This is a genomic window from Streptomyces sp. NPDC054841, assembly GCF_053611045.1.
Genome location: NZ_JBSGZO010000169.1, coordinates 1 through 16549, shown reverse-complemented (window position 1 = coordinate 16549; position 16549 = coordinate 1). Strand labels below are relative to the sequence as shown.

Below are 16549 nucleotides of genomic sequence, written 5' to 3'. Positions count from 1 at the left end.
GGGGTGCGGCCCACCGGCGTTCAACTCCCTTGCCACTCCTGGTCGTCCGACCGGATACTGGTCCGCCACCCCGGGGGTGAGGGGATGAGCGGTCCGACGGAGGAAGCGCATGACGGAGAGCGGCACAGGACACTCGGGCACGGCCGTCGCGCCGGCCCCGGCGCCCGGCGCCATGGTGCGGGTCGAGAATCTGCACCGTTCGTACGGCACCGGCGCCGCCGCCGTACATGCACTGCGTGGGGTGTCCTTCGAGGTCCCGCGCGGTGAGCTGGTCGCCCTCAAGGGGCGATCGGGTTCCGGGAAGACCACCCTGCTCAACCTGGTCGGCGGCCTCGACGCCCCGGACGAGGGCCGGATCACCGTCGACGGCACCGATCTCTCCGGGCTCGGCGAGGACGGGCTGCTGGAGCTGCGCCGCGACCGTATCGGCTTCGTCTTCCAGTCCTTCGGGCTGATCCCGATCCTCACCGCCGCCGAGAACGTCGGCGTGCCGATGCGGCTGCGCAAGACCGACCCGCGCGAGCGCGAGGAGCGTGTCGAGCTGCTGCTCTCCCTGGTCGGTCTGGCCGAGCACGCCGCCCAGCGCCCCGGCGAGCTGTCCGGCGGCCAGCAGCAGCGCGTCGCCGTCGCCCGTGCGCTTGCCAACCGGCCCGCGCTGCTGATCGCCGACGAACCGACCGGTCAGCTGGACGCCGAGACCGGTCTCGCGGTCATGGAGCTGCTGCGGGCGGTGGTCCGCAGCGAGGGCGTCACCGCCCTGGTCGCCACGCACGACGCCCAGCTCCTGGGCCTCGCCGACCGCGTGCTCGAACTGAGCGACGGCGAGATCGGCGAGATCACCGAGCGGTAGGCACGGCCACACGCAGTCGAGGGCGCGCCGGCGGCCTTGCCAAGTGCGTCAGAATCGCGTCAATACGTCCCCCAGGACCACGCGCTGTCCGTTTCGCCGGATTTCAGGGCGGTAGCTTCGACGAGGCGTCCGTGGTGGACGCAGCAGCCACCGCATGGCTGCGGTCGAAGGACAATGAGGCCATGGGACGCGGCAAACTACGGATCTACCTCGGAGCGGCACCGGGCGTCGGCAAGACGTACGCGATGCTCTCCGAGGCGCACCGCCGCGTCGAACGGGGAACCGACTGTGTCGTCGGGTTCGTGGAGCACCACGACCGGCCGCGCACCGAAGTCATGCTGCACGGGCTGGAGCAGATTCCGCGCCGCCGGATGGACTACCGGGACACCGTCTTTCCCGAGATGGACGTGGACGCGGTCCTGGCGCGCAAACCGGCCGTCGCTCTGGTGGACGAGCTGGCGCACACGAACGTCCCCGGGTCCCGCAACGCGAAGCGCTGGCAGGACGTCGAGGAGCTGCTCGCCGCCGGGATCGACGTCGTCTCGACCGTCAACATCCAGCACCTGGAGTCACTCGGCGATGTCGTCGAGTCGATAACGGGCGTACGCCAGCGGGAGACCGTCCCGGACGAGGTCGTCCGGCGCGCCGACCAGATCGAGCTGGTCGACATGTCGCCGCAGGCCCTGCGCCGCCGGATGGCGCACGGCAACATCTACAAGCCGGACAAGATCGACGCGTCGCTCTCCAACTACTTCCGGCCCGGCAATCTCACCGCCCTGCGCGAGCTGGCCCTGCTCTGGGTCGCCGACCGGGTCGACGAATACCTCCAGCAGTACCGCGGAGAGCACAACATCCGCTCCACCTGGCAGGCCCGCGAGCGCATCGTCGTCGGCCTCACCGGCGGCCCCGAGGGACGCACCCTCATCCGTCGCGCCGCGCGTATGGCGGCCAAGGGCTCCGGCAGCGAGATCCTCGCCGTCTACATCGCCCGCAGCGACGGTCTGACGTCCGCCTCTCCCAAGGAGCTGGCGGTCCAGCGGACGCTGGTCGAGGACCTGGGGGGCACGTTCCACCATGTCATCGGCGACGACATCCCTGCCGCGCTGCTCGACTTCGCGCGGGGTGTCAACGCCACCCAGATCGTGCTCGGCTCCTCCCGCCGCAAGACCTGGCAGTACGTCTTCGGGCCGGGCGTGGGCGCGACCGTCGCCCGTGATTCGGGGCCCGACCTGGACGTCCACATCGTCACCCACGACGAGGTCGCCAAGGGCCGGGGCCTCCCCGTCGCCCGCGGCGCCCGGCTCGGCCGCTCCCGGATCATCTGGGGCTGGCTCGTCGGTGTGGCCGGGCCCGCCCTGCTGACGCTGCTGCTGACGCACATCGACGCCGAACTCGGCCTCGCCAACGACATGCTGCTGTTCCTGACGCTGACCGTGGCCGCGGCGCTGCTCGGCGGACTGCTCCCGGCGCTGGCCTCCGCCGCCTTCGGCTCACTGCTGCTGAACTACTACTTCACCCCGCCGCTGCACAGGCTCACCATCGCCGACCCCAAGAACATCGTCGCCATCGTGATCTTCGTGGCGGTCGCCATCTCGGTCGCCTCGGTCGTCGACCTCGCGGCCCGCCGTACCGAGCAGGCCGCCCGGCTGCGTGCCGAGTCCGAGATCCTCTCGTTCCTGGCCGGCAGTGTGCTGCGCGGCGAGACGGCACTCGACGCCCTGCTGGAGCGGGTCCGTGAGACCTTCGGGATGGAGTCGGTGGCCCTGCTGGAGCGCGTGAGCGACGTCGACCCGTGGACCTGTGCGGGCAGTGTGGGCCCCGCACCCGCCGACCGGCCCGAGGACGCCGACGTCGACATGCCCGTCGGCGACCACATGGCGCTGGCCCTCTCCGGACGGGTCCTGCCCGCCGAGGACCGCCGGGTACTCGGCGCCTTCGCCGCCCAGGCCGCCGTCGTGCTGGAGCGGCAGCGCCTCGTCGGAGAGGCCGAGGAGGCCCGTAAGCTCGCCGAGGGCAACCGCATCCGCACCGCGCTCCTCGCCGCCGTCAGCCACGATCTGCGCACCCCGCTCGCAGGCATCAAGGCCGCCGTCTCCTCGCTCCGCTCCGACGACGTCGAATGGTCCGAGGAGGACCGCGCCGAACTCCTCGAAGGCATCGAGGACGGCGCCGACCGCCTCGACCACCTTGTCGGCAACCTGCTCGACATGTCCCGCCTGCAGACCGGCACCGTCACCCCCCTCATCCGCGACACCGACCTCGACGAGGTGGTGCCCATGGCGCTCGTCGGCGTCCCCGACACCGCGGTCGAGCTGGAGATCCCCGAGGCACTGCCGATGGTGCGCGTCGACAAGGGGCTGCTGGAGCGGGCCGTCGCCAACATCGTCGAGAACGCCGTCAAATACAGTCCCGACGCGACACCCGTCATGGTGTCCGCGAGCGCGCTCGGCGACCGCGTCGACGTACGGGTCGTGGACCGTGGCCGCGGCGTCCCGGACGAGGCGAAGGATCGTATCTTCGAGCCCTTCCAGCGCTACGGCGACGCCCCGCGCGGCGCCGGCGTGGGGCTCGGCCTCGCCGTCGCCCGCGGCTTCGTCGAGGCGATGGGCGGCACACTGTCCGCCGAGGACACCCCCGGCGGCGGGCTGACCATGGTCCTCACCCTGCGGGCGGCACGCGGAGCCGTTCCGGTCAGCCCCGAACTCCCCGCCGGGATCACCGGCTGACCCGGCAGAGCCACCCCGACCCACGGACAAGAGACGGAAGGAAGGCACTCATGACCCGAGTGCTCGTGGTCGACGACGAGCCGCAGATCGTACGCGCCCTCGTGATCAACCTGAAGGCGCGCAAGTACGAAGTCGACGCGGCCCCCGACGGCGCGACCGCGCTGCAGCTCGCGGCAGCACGCCACCCCGACTTCGTCGTCCTCGACCTCGGCCTGCCCGACATGGACGGTGTCGAGGTGATCAAGGGCCTGCGGGGCTGGACCCGCGTCCCGATCCTCGTGCTCTCCGCCCGCCACACCTCCGACGAGAAGGTCGAGGCGCTCGACGCCGGAGCCGACGACTACGTCACCAAGCCGTTCGGCATGGACGAGCTGCTGGCCCGGCTGCGCGCCGCGGTCCGCCGTGCCGAGCCGGCCGGCGGTGGCGACGACGAGATCGTGATCGTCGAGACCGAGGACTTCACCGTCGATCTCGCGGCGAAGAAGGTCAACCGGGACGGCCGGGATGTCCGGCTCACCCCCACCGAGTGGCATCTGCTGGAGGTCCTGGTCCGCAACACCGGCCGGCTGGTCAGCCAGAAGCAACTGCTCCAGGAGGTGTGGGGGCCGTCCTACGGCACGGAGACCAACTATCTCCGGGTGTACATGGCGCAACTGCGCCGCAAGCTGGAGGCCGACCCCTCGCACCCCCGGCACTTCGTCACCGAGCCGGGCATGGGCTACCGCTTCGAGCCCTGATCCGTATCCCGTCCACACATCCCGTCCACCGGGCATTGATCTGGTTCAGCAACGCCCCCGGTACGCTTTCTGTTATGAGTGCCGTACCTCGATCCGAGAACGCCGAGAAGCCGGTCGGCCGGTTCCGCCGGATGCTCGACCGCCTCTCCAGCTCCCAGCAGGACCTTGAGTCCGAGGAGCTCCAGGAGGACGCGCAGGCATCGGGTTGCACGCCCATCTCCTCCTGCGGCGACCGACAGATCGTCAAGGTGACTGGTACCTTGCGCACGGTCACCCTGCGCCCGCGGGCCGGAGTCCCGGCCCTGGAGGCGGAGCTGTTCGACGGCTCCGCCGCCCTGGACGTGGTGTGGCTGGGCCGGCGCTCGATCGTGGGCATAGAACCGGGCCGCAAGATGATCGCCTCGGGCCGGATCGCCATGAGTCACGGCCGGCGGGTGCTGTTCAATCCCAAATACGAGCTGCGACCGCTCGGACAGGAGTAGCCGGTGACGTCTCTCGACAAGCCGACCACACAGAAGCAGGAAGGCGGCGGCACGTCCGACGCGGATGTCAAGGCCGTGACGGAGGCGGCCCTGTTCGAAGCCTTCGGCGGGGTACGCGGCATGGTGGAGACGGTCCTGCCCGGGCTGCTCTTCGTCACGATCTTCACGATCAACAAGGACCTGCACCTCTCGGCGATCGCGGCCCTCGCGGTCTCGCTGGTGCTCGTCGCCGTGCGGCTCGTCCGCAGGGACACGATGAAGCACGCGTTCAGCGGGGTCTTCGGTGTGGCCTTCGGTGTCGTCTTCGCGATGATGACCGGGAACGCGAAGGACTTCTATCTGCCGGGCATGCTGTACACGCTGGGCCTGGCCCTCGCGTACATCATCACGACCCTGGCGGGGGTCCCGCTGATCGGCCTCATCCTCGGCCCGGTCTTCAAGGAGAACCTCTCCTGGCGCAAGCGCAACCCCGGCCGCAAGAAGGCCTACGCCAAGGCCAGCTGGGCCTGGGGGCTGATCCTGCTCGCCAAGTGCGCGATCCTCTTCCCGCTCTACTGGTGGGCCGACACCACCCAGCTGGGCTGGGTCCTCGTCACCCTCAAGATTCCGCCCTTCCTGCTCGCGGTGTACCTGACGTGGGTCTTCCTGGCAAAGGCCCCGCCGCCGATCGACGTCTTCGCGGAGATGGAGGCGAAGGAGCGCGAGGAGGAGGCCCGCGAGGCCGCTGCCTCTCGCGAACAGGGGGCGTAGGCCACCACGCGCCCCTTCGGCGAAAGCTCCGGGCCCGGGACCACACGGTTCCGGGCCCTGCGCGTGCCGCGCCACGGGAGCAGCCACGCCGCGCGAACAGCGGAGCCCGGGAGCAGCCACGCCGCGCGAAACAGCGGAGCCCGGGAGCGCCCGCGTACGGGTCTCCCGGGCCCCAACCGGTGTACGGGTGTCAGCTCGACGTCGTGTCCTCGCGGCGGACCGAGAGGAGGTCCTCCAGCTGCTCCTCGCGAGCCTGGGCCGCGACGAAGAGAAGCTCGTCGCCGGGCTCCAGGGTCTCCTCGTTGTGCGGGGTGAGCACGCGAGGGCCACGGATGATCGTCACCAGCGAGGTGTCCTCGGGCCAGGCCACATCCCCGACCTGCGTGCCCGCCAGCGCCGACTCCGGCGGCAGGGTCAGCTCGACCAGGTTCGCGTCGCCGTGGCTGAAGCGCAGCAGCCGCACCAGGTCGCCGACGCTCACGGCCTCCTCGACCAGAGCAGACATCAGACGCGGGGTCGAGACCGCGACGTCGACGCCCCACGCCTCGTTGAAGAGCCACTCGTTCTTGGGGTTGTTCACCCGGGCGACCACGCGCGGCACGCCGTACTCGGTCTTCGCGAGCAGCGACACGACGAGATTGACCTTGTCGTCACCGGTCGCCGCGATCACGACGTTGCAGCGCTGCAGCGCCGCCTCGTCCAGCGACGTGATCTCGCAGGCGTCGGCCAGCAGCCACTCGGCCTGCGGCACCCGCTCCACCGAGATGGCGGTGGGCGCCTTGTCGATCAGGAGCACCTCGTGCCCGTTCTCCAGCAGCTCGCCCGCGATGGAACGACCCACCGCGCCGGCCCCGGCAATCGCGACCCGCATCAGTGACCGCCCTCCTCGGGACCCTGGGCGAACGCCGCCTCGACCTTCTCGATCTCGTCCGTCCGCATCATCACGTGGACCAGATCCCCTTCCTGCAGCACCGTCTGCGAGGTCGGCAACAGCGCCTCGCCAAGCCGGGTCAGGAACGCGACCCGCACGCCCGTCTCCTCCTGCAGCTTGCTCACCTTGTGACCGATCCAGGCCGGTGACGTGTGCACCTCGGCGAGCTGTACGGCCCCACTGGGGTCCCGCCACAGCGGCTCGGCGCCGGACGGCAGCAACCGGCGCAGCATCTGGTCCGCGGTCCAGCGGACCGTCGCCACGGTCGGGATGCCCAGGCGCTGATAGACCTCGGCGCGCCGCGGGTCGTAGATCCGCGCCGCGACGTTCTCGATCCCGAACATCTCGCGGGCCACCCGGGCCGCGATGATGTTGGAGTTGTCGCCACTGCTGACGGCGGCGAACGCGCCGGCCTCCTCGATGCCCGCCTCGCGGAGGGTGTCCTGGTCGAAGCCGACACCGGTGACGCGGCGACCGCCGAAACCGGAGCCCAGGCGACGGAAGGCCGTGGGGTCCTGGTCGACGACGGCGACCGTGTGCCCCTGCTGCTCCAGGGTCTGCGCGAGCGCCGCTCCCACTCGCCCGCAGCCCATGATGACGATGTGCACCTATCTACCCCGCAGTCCTGGTCAACCCGCTGACCTGCGAAAACACCCTGCTCACTCTTCTCTCTCGGCTCTGCCGGGCAACGACGGGGCAGCAGCGTGCGATGTTGCCCTTGACGAGCTTATGACGCGGCGCCTGGGTTGCCCTCATCCGCGGTGGCAATGCCGGGGGGATGCCGGGCGCCGTCGCGTCGTACGTAGCGCTACGTGCTCGTTCGATTGCCGCGGGGTGACGTCAGCATGTCGGCACCGTGCGATTCCGCGCCGGAGGGGGCCGCGGGTGGGCTTCGTCAAGAGGGAACCCTTACGATCCCTTGCGTGTCCAAACTGACCGACATTCCCAAACGGATCCTGATCGGCAGGGCGCTGCGCAGCGACAGGCTCGGAGAAACGCTCCTGCCGAAGCGCATCGCACTCCCCGTCTTCGCGTCCGACCCGCTGTCCTCGGTGGCGTACGCCCCGGGAGAAGTCCTGCTGGTCCTCTCCATCGCGGGTGTGTCGGCATACCACTTCAGCCCCTGGATCGCGGTCGCCGTCGTGGTCCTGATGTTCACCGTCGTCGCCTCGTACCGGCAGAACGTTCACGCGTACCCCAGCGGCGGCGGCGACTACGAGGTGGCGAACACCAACCTCGGCCCCAAGGCCGGCCTCACCGTCGCCAGCGCGCTGCTCGTCGACTACGTCCTCACCGTCGCCGTGTCGATCTCCTCCGGCGTCGAGAACCTGGGCTCCGCGATCCCCTTCGTCGTCGAGAACAAGGTGCTCTGCGCCATCGGCATCATCGTGCTCCTGACACTGATGAACCTGCGCGGGGTGAAGGAGTCGGGCAAGCTGTTCGCCATCCCGACGTACGTCTTCGTCGCCGGCGTCTTCATCATGATCGCGTGGGGCGCCTTCCAGGGCCTCGTCCTCGACGAGAGCATGAAGGCCCCGACCGCCGGATTCGAGATCAAGGCCGAGCAGCAGGGGCTCGCCGGCTTCGCACTCGTCTTCCTGCTGCTGCGCGCCTTCTCCTCCGGATGTGCCGCGCTCACCGGCGTCGAGGCCATCAGCAACGGCGTCCCCGCCTTCCGCAAGCCCAAGAGCAAGAACGCCGCCACGACGCTGCTGCTCATGGGCGCCCTCGCCGTCACGATGTTCTGCGGCATCATCGGCCTCGCCATGGCCACCGACGTCAAGATGGCCGAGAACCCCGCCCACGACCTGCTCAACAACGGCGCGCCGGTCGGCGCAGCCTATGTCCAGGACCCGGTGATCTCGCAGGTCGCGGCCGCCGTCTTCGGCGACGGCACGTTCTTCTTCGTGCTCCTCGCCGCCGCCACCGCGCTCGTACTCTTCCTGGCCGCGAACACCGCGTACAACGGCTTCCCGCTGCTCGGCTCGATCCTCGCCCAGGACCGCTATCTGCCGCGCCAGCTGCACACCCGCGGCGACCGGCTCGCGTTCTCGAACGGCATCGTGTTGCTGGCCGGCGCGGCGGTCCTGCTGGTCTGGGTGTACGGCGCCGACTCCACCAAGCTGATCCAGCTCTACATCGTCGGCGTCTTCGTCTCCTTCACGCTCAGTCAGACCGGCATGGTCCGGCACTGGAACCGCCATCTGAGGACCGAGCGCGACCAGGCCAAGCGCCGCCACATGATCCGCTCCCGCGCGATCAACGCCTTCGGCGCCTTCTTCACCGGCCTGGTGCTGGTCGTCGTCCTGGTCACCAAGTTCACGCACGGCGCCTGGGTCGCCCTGCTCGGCATGGTGATCTTCTACGCCACGATGTCGGCCATCCGCAGGCACTACGACCGTGTCGCCGAGGAGATCGCCGCCCCCGACGAGCCGACCGACGACACCGTGCGCCCCTCCCGCGTCCACTCCATCGTGCTCGTCTCCAAGGTCCACCGCCCAACCCTGCGCGCCGTCGCCTACGCCAAGCTGATGCGCTCCGACAAGCTCGAAGCGCTCAGCATCAACGTCGACCCGGCCGAGACGAAGGCGCTCAAGGACGAGTGGGACCGACGGGGCATCAACGTGCCGCTGAAGATCCTGGACTCGCCCTATCGCGAGATCACCCGGCCGATCATCGAGTACGTGAAGAGCCTGCGGCGCGAGAGCCCGCGGGACGCGGTCAGCGTGATCATTCCCGAGTACGTCGTCGGCCACTGGTGGGAGCACGTGCTGCACAACCAGAGCGCCCTGCGTCTCAAGGGCCGTCTGCTGTTCACCCCGGGCGTCATGGTGACCTCCGTCCCGTACCAGCTGGAGTCCTCCGAGGTCGCGAAGAAGCGGGCCAAGAAGCGCCAGGAATGGAACGCGCCGGGAGCGGTGCGCCGTGGCCCCGTGACCGAGCGTCCCAAGGAGCCCAGCACCAAGAGCTGAGGAGTCCTCGCACCCACGTAGACTGGGGGGCTGTCGTCCGCACAGGGCGACGCCCCCCTCTCGTTTCCCTGGAGCCGTCCCCGTCATGCAGAACGCACCTGAGTCTTCGCTGGTCGGGGAAGAGTACGAGGTCGAGGTCGGCCCCGTCGCACACGGCGGCCACTGCATCGCCCGCACGGACGAGGGCCGCGTCCTGTTCGTCCGGCACGCGCTGCCCGGCGAGAAGGTCGTCGCCCGCGTCACCGAGGGCGAGGAGGGCTCCCGCTATCTGCGCGCCGACGCCGTACGCGTCCTGGAGGCGTCGAAGGACCGCGTCGAAGCGCCGTGCCCGTACGCCGGCCCAGGCAAGTGCGGCGGCTGCGACTGGCAGCACGCCAAGCCGGGCGCCCAGCGCCGCTTCAAGGGCGAGGTCATCGCCGAGCAGCTGAAGCGGCTCGCGGGCCTCACCCCGGAGGAGGCCGGCTGGGACGGCACCGTCATGCCGGCGGAGGGCGACAAGCTGCCCGCGGGCGAGGTGCCCGCCTGGCGTACGCGCGTGCAGTACGCGGTCGACGCCTCCGGGAAGGCGGGCCTGCGGCGCCACCGTTCCCACGAGGTCGAGCCGGTCGAGCACTGCATGATCGCAGCCCCCGGCGTCACCGAACTCGGCATCGAGAAGCGCACCTGGGAGGGCATGGCGTCCATCGAGGCCATCGCCGCCACCGGCTCCGGTGACCGCCAGGTGATCCTCACCCCGCGCCCGGGCGCCCGCCTCCCGATCGTCGAACTCGACAAGCCCGTCTCCGTGCTCCGTATCCACGAAAGGGACGGCAGCGTCCACCGCGTCCACGGCCGCCCCTTCGTCCGCGAGCGCGCCGACGACCGCACCTACCGCGTCGGCATGGGCGGCTTCTGGCAGGTCCACCCGAAGGCCGCCGAGGTCCTCGTCCAGGCCGTCATGCAGGGCCTGATGCCCCGTAAGGGCGACACGGCGCTCGATCTCTACTGCGGCGTCGGCCTCTTCGCCGGCGCGATCGGCCAGCGCGTCGGCGAGAAGGGCGCGGTCCTCGGCATCGAATCCGGCAAGCGCTCCGTCGAGGACGCCCGCCACAACCTCCAGGACCTCCCGCGCGTCCGCATCGAACAGGGCAAGGTCGAATCCGTCCTCCCGCGCACCGGCATCACCGAGGCCGACCTCGTCGTCCTCGACCCGCCCCGCGCGGGCGCGGGCCGCTCCACCGTCGAGTACGTCTCGGCCCTCGGCGCCCGCCGCATCGCGTACGTGGCGTGCGACCCGGCTGCGCTGGCGCGGGACTTGGCGTACTTCCGGGAGAACGGGTACAGGCCGCGGACGCTGCGGGCGTTCGACCTGTTTCCGATGACACATCACGTGGAGTGCGTGGCGATCCTGGAGCCGGTGGGGAAGGGCGCCTGACCTCCGGCTTCTGGGTGGCGTGCGGTATGTGCACTGCGGGCGTCACGGGCGCTGTCCTGGCGCATGTCTGATGCACGTGACGCACGCTTTGCACATTTCCTGACGCATCGTCAACATGGAAGCCGCCTCCCCGGCCGGGCTGTGCACCCCGGTCGGTACAGTCCCCTCGTTCGTCGCCCGCGCCTCGCTGATCGCGCTCATGGCGGAACCGGCATCGGAGCCGGGGCCGACCCGCGCGGCGTGACCGCGAAGGCTCCAACCGGTCCTTGGCGCTTTCCAGGGGTCGTCACCGGCCGGGGTCTCGTCTCGCCGCCCCCGTCAGTCCGTCGTCGCGGGAGCCGTCCGCGCGAAGTGGCGGGCGGTGGGCACCAGCGCCGCGGCGGCCGGTACGAGGAAGCAGGCGGCGGCGCATGCGGCGAGTACTACCGTGACCCCGAACAGGTCGATGGCCGGGGCGATCAGGGCGAGGCCGGCCGGTGCCAGGCCGTAGGACACCAGGAAGTCCAGCGAGGAGACGCGGGCCAGCTTGTCCGGGGCGACCTCGCGCTGAGTGGCCGTGAACCAGGGCACGTTGAACAGCTCGATGCCGGTCCCGGCGACGGCGTACGCGGCGACGACCACGACCGGGTGCACCGGCAGCATCAGGCTCAGCGGTGCGACGCCGTACGCGGCCAGCCCGGCGAAGGCGGCCCAGCCCTGGGAGCGCGGCCGCAGGCGGGCGATGACCAGGGCCCCGCCGAGCGCTCCCAGGGTGTACGCGGTCATGGCCGCGGCCAGCACCCACTCGGTGTCGTAGCGGTCCCGGCTGACGAGGGGCAGTGCGACGCTGGTGGCGGAGTAGCCGAGGGCGATGACGGCGACGAGGGCGGCGAGTCCGGCGAGGAACCAGGGGTGGCGGCGTGCCTCGTGTATTCCCTCGAGGAACTCCGTACGGAAGCCGGCGCGCGGGGCGGGCTCGTCGGCCGGGTCCGCCGCTGTGGTTATGCCCTTGCCCGGGACGAGTGCGGCGACCAGCCAGAGCAGGCCGATGCCGAGCAGCAGCGTCCGCATGTCGAGGAAGGCGGCGAGCAGTGCGGTCAGGGCGGGTCCGGCGAGGGTGGAGCTCCGGACCGCCATGGTCATCGCGGCGTTGGCCTGCTGACGGCGCTCGGGGTCGACGGTCTCGGCGGTGAGCGCCTGGAAGGCCGGGCGGCAGGCGCCCTGTCCGGCGCCCGCGAGGGCGGCGGCGGCCGTCATCAGCACGAGCGAGCGGCCGAGCCCGAGCGCGAGCAGGGGCGTGGCGACCGCCGCCGCGAGGGCCGACCAGAGCACCACCACGCGGCGGGAGTGCCGGTCGGCCAGTACGCCACCGACGGCGACGGCGGCGAGGAATCCGGCGGTGCGGGCGGCGAGGACCAGGCCGAGGCCGGCGGCGCCGAGGTCGCGGTGCAGTACGGCGAGCCCGAGGACGAAGGGCAGGGCCCAGGTCGCGAGGCCGGAGGCGGTGGTGCCCGCCCACAGCCGCAGGAACGCGATGTCGCGCAGGACCGAACGCGGGGGCGACGTCTGGGACTTGGAGGCTGTGGGCGCGGATGTGGTCGCCACGGTGTGGTTGCTCCTCGGTAGCGGGGGTGCCGCGCGGCGGCCGCACCCCGGGTGTTAATGAAAATGAATTCCATTACAGTACCCTTCGAACGCGGCACTCCTGCCCGGGTGCACGACAACACCCAAGCCCTCACTCCCAGACCGGAGAACCCATGCGCCACCCCGCCCGCCTCGGCATCGCCCTGACCATCGCCCTCGCCACCGCGGGCTGCTCCACCGCAGCCGGCGACGCCTCCAGGACGGACACGAAGCCCGCGGCCCGGGCCGACGCGGCTTCCGTCACCAGCTGCGGCCGCCAGGTGTCCTTCGCCCAGCCACCGAAGCGGACCGTCGCCCTGGACCAGACCTCGACCGAGACCCTGCTCGAACTCGGGCTGCAGGACCGGATGGCGGGAACCGCCAACCTCAAGACGAAGATCCCCGCCAAGTACGAGTCCGCGTACGCCAGGATCCCTGTCATCGCCCCGAAGGTCGCCACCGGCGAGCAACTGCGCTCAGCCACCCCCGACTTCATCGTCGCCGGCTCCACGGACCTCTACACCAAGGACCGGGCCGGCACCCGCGAGGAGCTCGACGCCCTCAAGGTCCCCGCCTTCGTCAGCGCCGTCGACTGCCCGCAGCAGAACCCGGCCGGCAAGACCCCCTTCGAGCTCCTCTTCTCCGACTACGAGAACCTGGGCAAGATCTTCGGCGCCGAGAAGCGGGCCGGCAGGCTCGCAGCCGACCAGCGCGCCGCCGTGGCCAGGGCAGGGGAGAACGCCGCCAAGGTCCCCCAGGGCGCGGGCCGGCCGACCGTCGTCTACCTCTACTCCGTCTTCAACGGCATGCCGTACGTGGCGGGCAGGACCGGCCTGCCCAGCGAGATGAGCCGCATCGTCGGCGCGAAGAACGCCTTCGACGACGTCAACGAGGACTGGCCCGAGGTCTCCTGGGAGGAAGTCGCCAAGCGCGACCCGGACTTCATCGTGATCGGTGACCTGTCCGAGCGCGGCCGACCCGGCGACAGCGCAGCGGAGAAGCGGGCCACGATGACCCGGCACCCGGTGATCTCCAAGCTGGCCGCGGTCCGAGACAACAAGATCCTGGAGGTGCCGGGCATCGAGCTGGACCCCTCGGTGCGCTCCGTACACACCCTGGGGCTGCTGGCGAAGGGTATGAAGGACCTCGGGTATGTCCGCTGACCCGGACACCAGGAGGGAGTCGGCGGATCTCCTGCTCCCGGCGGCCCGCGGGCGGGTGCTGACGGGGGGCTCCGTCACCACCCGGCCCCTGCCGACCGGACTGGCCGGAACGCCCGGACCGGCCGGGCGGACCGGCCGGTCCGCGGCGGCCCGGGTGGTTCTCTTCCTCCTCGCCGCGGGCGCCCTGGCGGGCTCCGTGGCTGCGGCCGTGCGCATCGGCACCGCCGACGTGGGCTGGGCCGGCCTCGCCCGCGTCCTCGGCACTCATCTCGGCCTGGACGTGGAGCCGTTGCCCCCGCTGATGGACTCGCTCATCTGGGATCTGCGGCTGCCGCGCGTGCTGATGGCCGCCCTCGTCGGCGCCTCGCTCGCCGTGTGCGGCGCGGTGCTCCAGGCGGTCACCCGCAACGCGCTCGCCGACCCCTACCTGCTCGGCGTCTCCTCGGGCGCCTCGACCGGAGCCGTCACCGTGGTCGTCCTGCCCTTGTCCGGGCTGGGCGCGGGCGCGCTCGGTGTCACCGGCGGCGCGCTCGCCGGCGCGCTGCTCTCCTTCGGGCTGCTCCTGCTCCTGCTGCGGCGCACCGGGCTGGACTCGGTCCGGATCGTCCTCACCGGCGTGGTCGTCGGTCAGCTCTTCACCGCGCTGACCTCGCTCGTCCTGATGGCCTCGGCGGACGCGGACACGACGCGGGCCGTCACCCACTGGCTGCTGGGCTCGATGGCACCGGCCCGCTGGAACGCCGTCGTGGTCTGCGCGATCGTCACCCCGCTGGGGCTGGTGGCCGCGTGGCTCTGCTCGGACGCCCTCGACGGGCTCGCGTTCGGCACCGACACCGCGGCGTCCCTCGGCATCGGCGTACGGCACACCCGGATGCTGCTGCTCGTGGTCACGGCCGTGCTGACCGCGGTGGCGGTGGCCACCGTCGGCGCCATCGGATTCGTCGGGCTGATCGTCCCGCACGGGGTGCGGTTCCTGGCCGGGCCCCTGCACCGGGTGCTGCTGCCCTGCGCGGCGCTCGCGGGTGCGGTGTTCCTGGTGTGGACGGACGCGCTGGCGCGGATCGCCTTCGCCCCCCGGGAGGTTCCCGTGGGCGTGATCACCGCTCTGCTCGGCGTACCGCTCTTCCTCCTCGTCCTGCGCAGGCGGGGTGAACTGTGAGGATCACCGCCGAAGAACTGACCTGGTCGGTGGCGGGCACGCCCGTCGTACGCGGCGTCAGCGCGGACATCGCCCCCGGCGAGACGGTCGGACTGCTCGGCCCGAACGGCTCGGGCAAGTCCTCGCTGCTGCGCTGCCTGGCCGGCCTGCGGGCCCCCGAAGCCGGCACGGTCCGGTACGGCGGCGAGTCCGTGCGGGACTGGAGCGCGCGCCGGATCGCCCGCCATGTCGCCTTCGTCGAACAGGACTCGGGCGCGGACAGTGATCTGCGGGTCGCCGACGTCGTCGGCCTGGGACGGACCCCGTTCCGGGACCGCCGGCGCGGACTGAACGCCACCGACCGGGCGGTCGTCGCCGCGGCGCTGGAACGCGTCGGACTCACCGCGCTCGCCGGCCGCTCCTGGAAGGCGCTGTCGGGCGGCGAGCGGCAGCGCGCCCACATCGCCCGCGCGCTGGCCCAACAGCCGTACGGGCTCCTGCTCGACGAGCCCACCAACCACCTCGACGTCAAACACCAGCTGGAACTGATGGAGCTGCTGAACGGGACCGACCAGACGGTCCTGGTCGCGCTGCACGACCTGTCGCTCGCCGCCCGGTACTGCGACCGGCTGCTCCTCCTGCACCACGGCCGCCTGATCGCCTCCGGCGCCCCCGCCGCCGTCCTGACCGCCGAGCGGCTCGCCCAGGTCTTCGAGGTGGACGCCGAACTCACCACCGATCCCCTCGGCCACCCGGTGGTCACCTACCGCGGGCCGCTCGGCGCCCCGGCCCCGGCCTCGGCGCCGACACCCCAACCCGCCCTGTGAAAAGGAATCCAGGAAATCCCATGACCCGGACAAGCCCCGCCCGCACCGTCGGCACCACCACCGCGGCCCCGGCCGTGGACGCGCTCATCAAGGCCGTCCTGGCCGGCGAACACGGACCGCTTCCCTCCGAACTCGTCGCGACCAGCGTGTTCTGGATCCACCACGGCACCCGCCTGGCAGGCGGCGACACCACGTACCTCAACCAGTACGTCCTGGTCCGCCTCGGCGGCTCCTTCGGCGGCTGTGCCTTCGAGGCGGGCGAGATCGACCCGTCGATATGCCGCGACTCCTCCGGCAGCCCGCTCGACGTCCTGCTGCGCGAGGCCCCTCGCCCGCTGCGGATCGCCGCCCTCGATGCGTATCTCTCCGAGAGCCGCGCGCACCGCGTGGCCGGCGAGGCGGGCGACGCCGAGCCCGTCACCCTCCCGACCGGTACCCCGGAGGTCCGCGCGGCGGCCCGCGACGCGGCCGTCGCAGACCTGCTGGACATTGAGCAGGGTGCCAAGGTCGGCCTCATCGGCGTCGTCAACCCGCTGGTCGCGGCGATCCGCGAGCGAGGCGGGGAACCGCTGCCCTGCGACTTCAACCTCAAGGCCACCCAGTGGGGCGACCCCGTCACCGATGACATGCACGAGGTGCTGGAGAGCGCCGATGCCGTCGTCGCCACCGGAATGACCCTGAGCAACGGCTCGTTCGACACCATCCTCGAGCGCTGCCGGTCCCGGGGCATCCCGCTGGTCGTCTACGCGCAGACCGGCAGCGCCGTCGCGCGCGCCTTCCTCGGCTCGGGTGTGACCGCCCTGTCCGCGGAGCCGTTCCCCTTCTCCCAGTTCAGCGCCGAGGAGACGGTCCTGTACCGCTACCGGACGGTGGGCGGCGCGTGATCCCCGCCGCCCACCCGGCCGCATCCGGTGCCGGTGCCCTCCCCACCGGCACCGGATACGCCCCCTGCCACCC

Annotated in this window: 14 protein-coding genes; 11 read left to right on the top strand and 3 right to left on the bottom strand. The window is 71.3% G+C overall.

All coding sequences use genetic code 11. From position 1 onward, the window contains the following. Positions 1-109 precede the first annotated feature (109 nt). From ACWGI8_RS22400 to ACWGI8_RS22380, 5 genes are all read left to right on the top strand, one after another. Complete coding sequence (locus ACWGI8_RS22400) at positions 110-850, top strand: ABC transporter ATP-binding protein (protein ID WP_453663320.1); 741 nt, start codon at positions 110-112, stop codon at positions 848-850. Positions 851-1032: 182 nt separating this feature from the next. Further along, entirely contained in the window at positions 1033-3576 is a 2544-nt protein-coding gene (locus ACWGI8_RS22395; protein ID WP_453663322.1) for an ATP-binding protein, read from the top strand. Between the two features lie 50 nt (positions 3577-3626). Continuing rightward, the gene (locus tag ACWGI8_RS22390) at positions 3627-4313 is read left to right on the top strand and encodes a response regulator (protein WP_453663318.1); all 687 of its coding nucleotides are present in this window, start codon (positions 3627-3629) and stop codon (positions 4311-4313) included. Positions 4314-4387: 74 nt separating this feature from the next. Continuing rightward, a complete protein-coding gene (locus ACWGI8_RS22385) occupies positions 4388-4795 on the top strand; it encodes an OB-fold nucleic acid binding domain-containing protein (protein ID WP_453663316.1) in 408 nt (135 codons plus the stop codon). A 3-nt stretch (positions 4796-4798) separates the two neighbouring features. After that, on the top strand, positions 4799-5545 hold the full coding sequence (locus ACWGI8_RS22380; RefSeq protein ID WP_453663315.1) for a DUF3159 domain-containing protein: 747 nt from the start codon (positions 4799-4801) through the stop codon (positions 5543-5545). Positions 5546-5735: 190 nt separating this feature from the next. Here ACWGI8_RS22380 and ACWGI8_RS22375 read toward each other — a convergent pair whose 3' ends face one another. Together ACWGI8_RS22375 and ACWGI8_RS22370 are read right to left on the bottom strand one after the other, a co-directional pair. After that, complete coding sequence (locus ACWGI8_RS22375) at positions 5736-6416, bottom strand: potassium channel family protein (protein ID WP_453663313.1); 681 nt, start codon at positions 6414-6416, stop codon at positions 5736-5738. Further along, complete coding sequence (locus ACWGI8_RS22370) at positions 6416-7084, bottom strand: potassium channel family protein (protein ID WP_453663311.1); 669 nt, start codon at positions 7082-7084, stop codon at positions 6416-6418. Before ACWGI8_RS22370 ends, ACWGI8_RS22375 begins: the two co-directional genes overlap by 1 nt. A 315-nt stretch (positions 7085-7399) precedes the next feature. On the opposite strand from ACWGI8_RS22370, the gene ACWGI8_RS22365 reads away from it, so the two are divergent. Together ACWGI8_RS22365 and ACWGI8_RS22360 are read left to right on the top strand one after the other, a co-directional pair. After that, positions 7400-9448 carry an APC family permease gene (locus ACWGI8_RS22365; RefSeq protein ID WP_453663309.1) on the top strand — a complete coding sequence of 683 codons (2049 nt, stop codon included), beginning with the start codon at positions 7400-7402 and terminating at the stop codon, positions 9446-9448. Positions 9449-9533: 85 nt separating this feature from the next. After that, complete coding sequence (locus ACWGI8_RS22360) at positions 9534-10862, top strand: class I SAM-dependent RNA methyltransferase (protein WP_453663307.1); 1329 nt, start codon at positions 9534-9536, stop codon at positions 10860-10862. A 318-nt stretch (positions 10863-11180) separates the two neighbouring features. Here the strand turns inward: ACWGI8_RS22360 and ACWGI8_RS22355 are convergent, their stop codons facing one another. Further along, positions 11181-12446, bottom strand: a complete 1266-nt coding sequence (locus ACWGI8_RS22355; RefSeq protein WP_453663305.1) for an MFS transporter — start codon at positions 12444-12446, stop codon at positions 11181-11183. Between the two features lie 152 nt (positions 12447-12598). On the opposite strand from ACWGI8_RS22355, the gene ACWGI8_RS22350 reads away from it, so the two are divergent. The 4 genes from ACWGI8_RS22350 to ACWGI8_RS22335 are packed head-to-tail and all read left to right on the top strand — an operon-like array spanning position 12599 to position 16476. Beyond that, the gene (locus ACWGI8_RS22350; RefSeq protein ID WP_453663303.1) at positions 12599-13627 is read left to right on the top strand and encodes an ABC transporter substrate-binding protein; all 1029 of its coding nucleotides are present in this window, start codon (positions 12599-12601) and stop codon (positions 13625-13627) included. Then, complete coding sequence (locus ACWGI8_RS22345) at positions 13617-14786, top strand: FecCD family ABC transporter permease (RefSeq protein WP_453663302.1); 1170 nt, start codon at positions 13617-13619, stop codon at positions 14784-14786. The genes ACWGI8_RS22350 and ACWGI8_RS22345 overlap by 11 nt, the downstream gene beginning before the upstream one ends. After that, a complete protein-coding gene (locus tag ACWGI8_RS22340; RefSeq protein ID WP_453663300.1) occupies positions 14783-15592 on the top strand; it encodes an ABC transporter ATP-binding protein in 810 nt (269 codons plus the stop codon). Before ACWGI8_RS22345 ends, ACWGI8_RS22340 begins: the two co-directional genes overlap by 4 nt. A 20-nt stretch (positions 15593-15612) precedes the next feature. Then, entirely contained in the window at positions 15613-16476 is an 864-nt protein-coding gene (locus tag ACWGI8_RS22335) for a Rossmann-like domain-containing protein (RefSeq protein WP_453663298.1), read from the top strand. Positions 16477-16549: the final 73 nt, after the last annotated feature.

What these genes read in the sequence shown, in the direction of transcription:
- ACWGI8_RS22400 (WP_453663320.1), top strand. Translation starts at nt 110, where the DNA reads ATGACGGAGAGCGGCACAGGACACTCGGGCACGGCCGTCGCGCCGGCC.
- ACWGI8_RS22395 (WP_453663322.1), top strand. Translation starts at nt 1,033, where the DNA reads ATGGGACGCGGCAAACTACGGATCTACCTCGGAGCGGCACCGGGCGTC.
- ACWGI8_RS22390 (WP_453663318.1), top strand. Translation starts at nt 3,627, where the DNA reads ATGACCCGAGTGCTCGTGGTCGACGACGAGCCGCAGATCGTACGCGCC.
- ACWGI8_RS22385 (WP_453663316.1), top strand. Translation starts at nt 4,388, where the DNA reads ATGAGTGCCGTACCTCGATCCGAGAACGCCGAGAAGCCGGTCGGCCGG.
- ACWGI8_RS22375 (WP_453663313.1), bottom strand. Translation starts at nt 6,416, where the DNA reads ATGCGGGTCGCGATTGCCGGGGCCGGCGCGGTGGGTCGTTCCATCGCG.
- ACWGI8_RS22360 (WP_453663307.1), top strand. Translation starts at nt 9,534, where the DNA reads ATGCAGAACGCACCTGAGTCTTCGCTGGTCGGGGAAGAGTACGAGGTC.
- ACWGI8_RS22350 (WP_453663303.1), top strand. Translation starts at nt 12,599, where the DNA reads ATGCGCCACCCCGCCCGCCTCGGCATCGCCCTGACCATCGCCCTCGCC.
- ACWGI8_RS22345 (WP_453663302.1), top strand. Translation starts at nt 13,617, where the DNA reads ATGTCCGCTGACCCGGACACCAGGAGGGAGTCGGCGGATCTCCTGCTC.
- ACWGI8_RS22335 (WP_453663298.1), top strand. Translation starts at nt 15,613, where the DNA reads ATGACCCGGACAAGCCCCGCCCGCACCGTCGGCACCACCACCGCGGCC.